This is a genomic window from Nitrospirota bacterium (genome assembly GCA_020846775.1).
GTDB lineage: Bacteria > Nitrospirota > 9FT-COMBO-42-15 > HDB-SIOI813 > HDB-SIOI813 > RBG-16-43-11.
Window position 1 is genome coordinate 1 of the sequence record JADLDG010000068.1, and the last position, 6,436, is coordinate 6,436.

Annotated in this window: 6 protein-coding genes and 1 pseudogene; 2 read left to right on the forward strand and 5 right to left on the reverse strand. The window is 43.8% G+C overall.

Annotation, left to right across the window (positions count from 1 at the left end; translation table 11 throughout):
- The first annotated feature begins 104 nt into the window (after nucleotides 1–104).
- A complete protein-coding gene (locus IT392_09345) occupies nucleotides 105–365 on the forward strand; it encodes a BrnA antitoxin family protein (protein MCC6544691.1) in 261 nt (86 codons plus the stop codon).
- Nucleotides 366–424: 59 nt separating this feature from the next.
- Here IT392_09345 and IT392_09350 read toward each other — a convergent pair whose 3' ends face one another.
- From IT392_09350 to IT392_09360, 3 genes and pseudogenes are all read right to left on the reverse strand, one after another.
- Nucleotides 425–649 carry a hypothetical protein gene (locus IT392_09350; protein ID MCC6544692.1) on the reverse strand — a complete coding sequence of 75 codons (225 nt, stop codon included), beginning with the start codon at nucleotides 647–649 and terminating at the stop codon, nucleotides 425–427.
- Nucleotides 639–1,574, reverse strand: a pseudogene (locus IT392_09355) (HNH endonuclease). The gene IT392_09350 and the pseudogene IT392_09355 overlap by 11 nt, the downstream one beginning before the upstream one ends.
- 185 nt (nucleotides 1,575–1,759) lie before the next feature.
- Nucleotides 1,760–4,903, reverse strand: a complete 3,144-nt coding sequence (locus IT392_09360) for a DUF3427 domain-containing protein (protein ID MCC6544693.1) — start codon at nucleotides 4,901–4,903, stop codon at nucleotides 1,760–1,762.
- A gap of 40 nt (nucleotides 4,904–4,943) precedes the next feature.
- On the opposite strand from IT392_09360, the gene IT392_09365 reads away from it, so the two are divergent.
- Entirely contained in the window at nucleotides 4,944–5,189 is a 246-nt protein-coding gene (locus tag IT392_09365; protein ID MCC6544694.1) for a hypothetical protein, read from the forward strand.
- A 134-nt stretch (nucleotides 5,190–5,323) separates the two neighbouring features.
- On the opposite strand, the gene IT392_09370 is transcribed toward IT392_09365, so the two are convergent.
- Nucleotides 5,324–5,722, reverse strand: coding sequence for a HEPN domain-containing protein (locus tag IT392_09370; protein MCC6544695.1), 399 nt, complete (start codon nucleotides 5,720–5,722; stop codon nucleotides 5,324–5,326).
- 3 nt (nucleotides 5,723–5,725) lie between these two features.
- Nucleotides 5,726–6,046, reverse strand: coding sequence for a nucleotidyltransferase domain-containing protein (locus IT392_09375; GenBank protein MCC6544696.1), 321 nt, complete (start codon nucleotides 6,044–6,046; stop codon nucleotides 5,726–5,728).
- Nucleotides 6,047–6,436: the final 390 nt, after the last annotated feature.

The following is a 6,436-nucleotide window of genomic DNA, read 5'->3' on the forward strand; positions in this document are numbered from 1 at the left end:
CAGTGATGGAAGACTTCTGCACATAACGTTCACTCTGAGATCTGAAGGCACTAAAATCCGGGTGATATCCGCCCGGGATATGCATTACAAGGAGAGAAAATCCTATGAAACCAAAACTTAAACCCATCCCTAAATTTAAATCTGAGAAAGCAGAACGGAAATTCTGGGAGACTCATGACTCGACCGAATATCTGGACTGGTCAAAAGCTGTAGAGGCCCGCTTACCCAATCTGAAGTCTTCCACACAGGCTATTTCCATCAGGCTGCCGGCCGCACTTCTTGAGCGGATCAAGATAGAAGCCAATAAGAGGGATGTACCTTACCAATCGCTGATCAAAATTTGGCTCGCGGAGAGGGTGGGATAATTGCGGTGAATTATTCGACGCGACTGAGGACGCACTGCGGATTGTCATCGGAGTAATCTTCAGTATGCCTCATAAGCCTCGTAAGCAATCGTTAAGAACTCACCTAAATCTTGTGGAGTTATTATAGACTCTATTGCAAAATCATACATCCGGATATTGGCATCAATGACCTTTTTTATTTCCTCATCCACATACTCTTCCCCATAGCCCCAACCGGCCCCGTGTCCCGAATAAAGGGTGATCTGGTAAAAGTCGCTACAAAATAAAATGCAGTTATGGCACATAAATATTCTCATTATGCCACTCAATGAATTTTATTGCCGGGCTGTCTGAATCGTTCATGGGAAGATTGATCAGATGTTTGCCATGTAAGGCATAGTATTCTCTTCCGCTATTATGTTCTTCTTTTATCCTTTTACTGACTTCTACATGATAATCATTAGTTATAGTTAAATAACCTAAATCAAACAACTTATGTAAATCTGAACGTAATAAAATTCCGTTATTCACACTATGGGGTCCGGATAGTGAATATGGTTTTATGTGCGCCGATTCTAAAACAGGAAGGGTGCGTTCTCCGCTTATAGCGCACCTTCTTTCATATGCGTCCGTTACCAGCACCCTAAAGGCTCCTTGTCCTATTCGGGCACGTGTTAAGAATTCAGATCCATAAAGTACAACCCCCCCAGATACTCTTTCTGTATTATTCGCACATATTTCAACTAATTCCTTACTTTTTACAAGCCTATCGTGAACCATAGACCATAAAGTATTTCCTGTTTCTTCATCAGTATCATATGTTTTCCCACGAACAATGTTAGGGGACCAGTTTTTAGGTATGGGAATCCATTCATTTTTTGGGAAAAAGAATGGCTCAGTCAATATGATACATCCAATCATGGGATCAGGTTCAGAGCGTCCTCTAAAATGAATAATTTTTGAACGAAAGCTTTCGAAGTCTATTGCACCGTTTTTCTTTTCAAAAGCTTCCCAGGATAAGGACAGTGGCAGGAAGGAATGACTGACAAAAAAATTCTCCTCCAACAATATAGTTTAGGGGCTATGTAATTTAAAAAGAAACGGCTCTCCGGGTTTTAAAGTTCCGAAAGTGACATTTCCACCTGGTTGCCAGAAGTTCACTTCATCAGGTTTTAGTTTTGATAAGAAATTAAACCATGAGTTATCTGTAACCCCCACCCAAAATTTCACTTAATGTGCTCCAATCTTCAGTCATCACTCCTTAAATAAGTAACCAGAAAATATGTGCTGTCTTATTTGTCCATAATTTAACTATCCACGTTGGGAGGATAAATAAATGTTGAGAGCTTTACAATTATACTTTTATTCATTTCTGAGGAAAATGTGTTTTGCGGATTAGATGAAATGGCAGGGCATTATCCACCTCGTCGGTTTTCCTCAAATATCTCAGCCGGCAACTGGTGATGAGGCCGCCAGATTATCTTGATGGGACGTTCACCCTCGTAACTGACCCGATCGGCAGGACCAAGGTATATGAAGGGAATCGTTATGTTATTTCTTTTCTTCGCAGAGCGGACAAAGATCAGGATCGAGTAGCCACGTTCCCTGTGATGAATCAGGTTTTGTCCCGTGTCGCTGGCCTGAGTTGTGCTTGACTGAGATTCCCAGTGCAGGAGTTCCCGGCTGAGGGGATAATCGGCATACATGGTACTCGGTGAGAACTCCCGTTCCGTTTTTTGGAAGGTGATAAGCAATGCATACGCCTTGATGTCCCTGAAGTGTAAGACCCCCACCCCGGTTGGCCCGGCCGATTCAAGGGTTGCCATCCCCAGCGCCGCCTTGATGTATGAATTGCCATACTGAGCATGAAGTTCCAGAGAGCAAGGGAAAGGCAATTCCGGTGTTACCCCACCGACGCGTGTTTCTGCCTCTGCCCATTCAAGAACTTCTTCAATGTCATTAAGAAATGACTGATTTCTGGAGAGCCTCAAGAAAGACTCATGCAGGGTTGGTAACTCCAAAGCTTTGCCTGGCTTGTTCCACAATCGGTAATGAATGGGGAGAGCAATGCCAGAGGCTTCCTCTAAGGCTCCCTCGATATCATTCAACCGAAGTCTGTTTACTGCCTGGCGTAATGCTTTGATTTCCAGTGGACCCGTTATTGAAGCAGCCCTTACGAGAGCGCTTCCCAGTCTGACTTTATCAGGATCACTCGGTGGCTCAATGAGATGTGCCTTTGCTTTCCAATCTGACCATGTTTCTTTAACGAGGAGAGTCTCAGGTTCGTAATCATGATAGCGCACGAAATTATTGAAGGTCAACGGCTGATTGGCCTCGCTCTCAAAAGTCTGGAGCCGTTCCGGTATTTGGACGGACAGGTTACGCAAATTATCCCTGATATTAGTGAGGACGTACTCCCGCGCAATACGATCAAGCTGTATAGAACATCCCGACGGCAGGTGTGGAAAATCAAGTTCTATTTCACGATCTACGGAATAACGGGTCTTAGGCAGCAGGGCTTTTAATTTACTATCAATCCGGTAACGGCGATGCGCCTGTCCTACAAAATCGATTACGGTAAGACAATCCTTATCCGGTGCATGACGCAGGCCACGGCCCAGCTGTTGAAGAAACACGGTTAGGCTCTCCGTGGGGCGTAAGAAGAGGACTGTATTTACATCAGGCACATCGAGGCCTTCATTAAGCACATCCCGGGTAAAAAGAAAGGTAAGTTTACCGTCTCGAAAATCTTTTAATAAAGAGGTTCTCTTATCATCTATAGTCTCACCTACGAGCACATCCGACGCTATCCCTCGTTCATTAAACATACTCGTCATATACTCTGCATGGTGGACCGACACGCAAAAACCTATGCCTTTCACACGTGACAGGTCAGGCTCAAAACGCAATAGAGCATCCACTATAGCATCAAGACGTTGCAGAGCCAGGACATGTGCTCCGGTATAAACGTTCTCCAGTTCATGGATATCATATTTACCATTTTTCCAGAATGTTTCGGCAGTTAGAGCCACTGGATCAGCAACGCCAAAGTAGTGAAAGGGACAGAGTAGTTTTTCATCAAGTGCCTCAGGCAATCGTATCTCTGCCGCATAACGGTTACCGAAGTCAGCAATAACACTTTTCCCATCCATACGCTCGGGTGTTGCAGTAAGGCCAAGAAGGATCTGGGGTGTGAGATAATCGAAAATAGCACGATAACTGTCTGAGGGGCCGTGGTGAACCTCATCAATGACGATGTAGTCATAAAAATCAGTACCTGCTTGCTCCCATAGTCGGCGGGAACTCAGCATATTCACAGAACAGAATAGATGCTCCATGCGCGTTGCCTCGTAAGGACCAACAAGTAGTTCACCAAAATCGGCTATACGCAATACATTTCTGAAGGTTACAACTGCTTGTTCTAATATCTCCCTCCGGTGAGCGACAAATAGTAAGCGGGCCTGCCTGTTTTGTGTCTCAAAAAATCGCCGAAAATCAAATGCAGCAACAACAGTTTTACCGGTGCCCGTTGCAGCGATTACGAGATTCCTCCTTTGACCGTGAACGGTTCGTTCTGCCTGAAGGGCATCGAGTATACGTTCCTGGAAGGGATGAGGACGTAGATCGAAAAACGCAGTAGGTAGGGGTGTCTTTGTGCGTGCATGTTGTATTGCCTCGCGAAAAGGTAGAGGATCGTCAGGATGGAAAGGAAGAAACTCCCGGCTGTTCCAATATGTCTCGAACTCTGCAGAAAATTTCTCAAGAATATGCGGCATGTCTTGAGCCGTTACCTTAAGATTCCACTCGAGCCCGCTTGTCATTGCAGCATGGGACATATTGGCCGATCCAATATACGCTGTTGAAAACCCGGAGTTGCGTTGGAAGTGATATGCTTTTGCATGAAGACGGGTTCTGTCGGTATCATATGATACTCTAACTTTGATATTTGGCATTTTAGCAAGCCATTCAACGGCAGGAGAGTCAGAAGCACCCATATATGAGGTCGTGATTACCCTCACAGGGACGTTGCGGATACGAAGATCCTCCAAAGCTGGCATAAGGAGGCGCAGGCCGGACCACTTGATAAAAGAAATTAACATATCTACTGCATCAGCTGATCGCATCTCAGCCTGTAGGTCTTGAAGGAGCTGTGGTTCATGAGGAGATCCAGTAAACAGACTGCTCTCAGCTATTGGTGTTGCAGGACGAGGCATTCCTTGCTGAGCATAATGTGGAGGTGTTATTTCTGACAGCACTGATGTTTCTCCGGGCACAAGTTTGTGTTTTTGGAGATAAGCTTTTTCGCTGGTACCGGAAAGAAGATCGATTAGGTGATTACAGAGGTTGAGTCGTTCATTTGGATCGGTTTCCTGCTGCAAAGATTTTTCAATAACCCTGGCAACAAAGGCTGCATAGCGGGAAGGTTGCTCTTCAGGATCAATCTTAGCGAAAACAGATCGAAGCTCTGGGTGTCGTAAGAGCGCATCTCGCAACCCTTCATCGAGCAAGGCTTCATAAATGCCATAAGACAGAGCATAGTAATTATCATTTGTAAACATTGACATTGATTAATGTCCTCTGTTTTTTTCTATGAGCTTCGTGTCATTCTATATCAACAGTCCTATTTATTCTATAGATCTTTTCCGGACAATAACAATTGATTCCAGCATTCTTAAAAGGCAGATCGGTATCAGGATTGTCCCTGTCGAATTGCCCACCTCTATTGATGCGATGATCGTACACTCTCCCGGTTTCAGACATTTTATTCCATTAAATAAATCTGTTCCGGATAATTCATGTATCTACAGGGCGGTGGAGACTACTGAGATTGCAAATGGTACATAGGATTGGAGGATCCCCGGGCAGCCGGTTTATCACGTTGAGGCCATGTACTTGCCGCCGCTTGATGGTAATGACCTTACGCCTAGGGCTGTGGCTTTGATAGTGTAAACAGGCAGGGATAAGAAATTATTTAATAGTTATTTTGCAGGCTCAGCAAAATACTTTTTCACTTCCTCAACAAAGCTAACCGCATTATTTAATGTCTCTTGTGTCTTTTCTTTCGAAATAGGTGTATAGGTTTTATAATCCGAGACTTGGCGCATTTCAAATGCCTTATGAAAATCTTTTGAAAGTTCCTTTGGGAAGGTTCCTTTAAGAACAAACTCGGTGTCAAAAATGCTTATTACACCTGCATGCTTCGATGGGATCTTACCAATTTCTTGCAACAGGGCAAGTGCAGCATAAAACATTGCGTAATAAGCCCGGTTCACGACACTTTGCGGACTACGGCCTCCCCCCAAGAAGAAATTTTGCATCTTCAATAACAGTCTGTGCCTGTTCCAACCTGTATTTAATAAGAGTGGAAATATCTTCATCCTTCACAGAAGGATCCCCTCCGTTTCAACCGCCTTGGCGAGCAAAGAGTAACGCTCAGGACTTTCTTCCCACTCATTTTTAGTGAAGACAACAGGAACTATTACAATACCGTGTTCAAATCCTGCCTCCCATGCACAGTCGCTTACATAATCAAAGCCTTTTTTTTTGGTGGTATCATCCAGAATGACAATAACATCCATGTCAGAGTATGCTCCTGCATCCCCTCTTGCCCTTGAGCCAAACAAGATCAATTTATATAAACTGACTTGTTTCAAAAGCAATGATTTAAATTTATCGAGGACTGTTTTTTCAAGTGCATTCATCTCTTTTCCCCCCATCGTCATGTTCTATAGATTATACTGATTATTGACCATCTACTCAATAAAATTATGCTGAAAGAGCCTTCATTCTCAATAAGCAAAAAATAATTATCAATGGTAAGGTTTTCTGTCAAGCCGTTAGATCTCGATTTATGAGGTCTTGCTATCCCTGGAGTACGTGATATTGTCAATTTATCCCTTGACAGGTTTCATAGTTTTGAGTAAATTTACTCAAAAGCCTGAGTAATTTGTAATTTTATGTATAAACGTCCAATTTTCAACACCCTCCTTTCACGCCTTAATGAACCGCGCCGCTTTATGCAGGTACTTGCAGGTCCGAGACAGGTTGGGAAGACCACCCTTGCGAATCAGGTGATGGAATCTCTGAATGTC